Origin of the sequence: Mesorhizobium sp. M7A.F.Ca.CA.002.15.2.1, from assembly GCF_003998715.1 — a bacterium.
Classification (GTDB): Bacteria; Pseudomonadota; Alphaproteobacteria; order Rhizobiales; family Rhizobiaceae; genus Mesorhizobium; species Mesorhizobium ciceri.
In genome coordinates this window covers 1-1,855 of record NZ_RZPI01000888.1, presented here as the reverse complement: position 1 = coordinate 1,855, position 1,855 = coordinate 1, and the positions used below count along the sequence as shown (strand labels likewise).

Here is a 1,855-nt window from a genome sequence, read left to right as displayed (position 1 = left end):
GCGGCGCGGAAGGGGGAGGGGCTGACCGTCGATCGCGGGGTCGCGGCCGTCCATGAAGATGCGCATGGCGCCGATCTCGGTGTAGGCGACGTCTTCCTGGGCGCGGCGGCGGATCGCGGTGATGCGGGCCAGGATCTCACGAATATGGACGGGCTTGCGAATGACGTCATCGACGCCGCTCTCGAACAACCGCAGCGTGTTCTCCAGCGAATGCTGTTCGCTCAGCGCAATCACCGGGGCGCCGGTGCGGTCGCGGATCTGGCGCGGAGAGATGGAACCTTCGCGGCAATCGCCGATGAGGAAGGCCCTGACCGAGCGCAGATCGGTGTCGGCGGCCGAATTCACCCACTCACCGAATTCGCCGGATGCAAAGCCTGCACAGGCGATGCCCTCACGATCGAAAAGTGAATTGTATCCCTCTGTTACGAGCTCGCGCTCGTCAACGATCACAATCATCGGCCCCGCCTTCCGAATCGAATCATTTGCCCCGTGAAGAGAGGCCTATCCGCTGGCGAGAATCCTGAACAACCGTCATTTCTTGTAGCTAGTTTCTTGGGAGTCTGGAATCGTATCGGTTGCATTAGCGTGCAGCCAGATACGCATTCGGCGCCAAGTTTTGGCCAGGCCAGAACAACAATTCGGGGTTGTGTGTTAGGTCTATTAGTAATGGAAAATGCGCTTATGGGTTGCAGAATCCGCGGGCGTTCGCGGTCCATTTTCCAAAGCCGGTGGCGACCATGTTGGCAATGACACGGCAGACATAGATCTTCTGCGCCGGGTCATTGTCGGGGCCGGCATGATAGCGGGCCACGGCCATCGACCAGGTCTCGTGACGGGCATGAAGGCTGGCCAGGAAGCGCGCCGCATAGTCGACATTCTGACGTGGGTCGAGCATGTCCTCGACGCTGCGAAAATGCGATGCGTGGTAGTGGTGGTTGATCTGCATGCAGCCCAGATCGATCAGGGTCTTGCCCTCGCGCCGGGCATTGGCGAAGGCGGCAAGGGCCTCGGGCCGGCTTCTGGGAAAGACTGCTTTTCCCTCTATATTCAAAGCGTTGGGTTGAAGGCTGCCCTTGTTGCCGGTCTCCGTCAGGCCAACGGCATAAAGGATGCCGGCGGGAACGCCATAGCGGTCGGCGGCGCGCAGGATTTCCGGCTCGCAAGGGTTGGTCGTGGCTGCGGCAGCTGTTACCGCGCTAGATAAAGATATCGCCGCCAGCGCGCTCGCGAGAAGGCGAAGTGCCGCGGCCGTAGTCCTGCGCGTCATCGTTGCGGTTCCTTGAGGATTGCTGACCCGGTTGCTGGCCGCCGGCTCCACCATTGCCGCCGCCCGAATTCCCCGGTTGAAAGGATGCTGGATCGCGGCCTGTTGCCGCCGCCAACGGAGCGGTTGCATCCGTCCGGGTTGTAGCGGGAACTGCTACCGAAGGTTGCAGTATCGTGACCTTGTCAACCTCGAAGCCGAGCCCTCGCAGCGACTTGACGATGGCCTCGCTGTCGGCGGACAGCCGACGATAGGCATCGTGTGTTTCAGGCTTCAGCTCAATCGAAAGTTGTTCCCCGGAGAGGCGAAGATTGGCCGTCACCATGCCGAGTTCGGCAGGGTGAAGTTCGATCTTCAACACATGTGTCGGAACGGCAACAGAGCTGGCCAGATGGGTGGTCGTGGGTGAGGCTGAAAGCGCCTTTTGCGGCCCGGCGTCGGCGGCTATGGCGTTGATCACATTGAGGGCCGCCTGGCTGATGGGACCCTGCGGCGGCGCGGGGAAGCTCCGTTCCGACACCACGTCGATGCGCGCGGCGGACAGGGACTGTTTTCCCGCTTCGGGACGCATCGAGGACCGCACATCCTCGA

The 1,855-nt window shown here is 61.7% G+C and carries 3 protein-coding genes; all 3 read right to left on the bottom strand.

Annotated features, from left to right (window positions below; genetic code table 11):
• Window positions 1-456, bottom strand: a 456-nt coding sequence (locus ENZ74_RS30730) for a response regulator (RefSeq protein WP_164761346.1), incomplete at its 3' end; no start/stop codon positions are given.
• Between the two features lie 223 nt (window positions 457-679).
• Complete coding sequence (locus tag ENZ74_RS30725; RefSeq protein WP_063168924.1) at window positions 680-1,267, bottom strand: transglycosylase SLT domain-containing protein; 588 nt, start codon at window positions 1,265-1,267, stop codon at window positions 680-682.
• Entirely contained in the window at window positions 1,197-1,835 is a 639-nt protein-coding gene (locus ENZ74_RS30720; protein WP_245471045.1) for a flagellar hook-length control protein FliK, read from the bottom strand. The genes ENZ74_RS30725 and ENZ74_RS30720 overlap by 71 nt, the downstream gene beginning before the upstream one ends.
• Window positions 1,836-1,855: the final 20 nt, after the last annotated feature.

Excerpts from the sequence above, each read along its gene's own strand:
- ENZ74_RS30725 (WP_063168924.1), bottom strand. The coding sequence starts at position 1,267 with ATGACGCGCAGGACTACGGCCGCGGCACTTCGCCTTCTCGCGAGCGCG.
- ENZ74_RS30720 (WP_245471045.1), bottom strand. The coding sequence starts at position 1,835 with ATGCGTCCCGAAGCGGGAAAACAGTCCCTGTCCGCCGCGCGCATCGAC.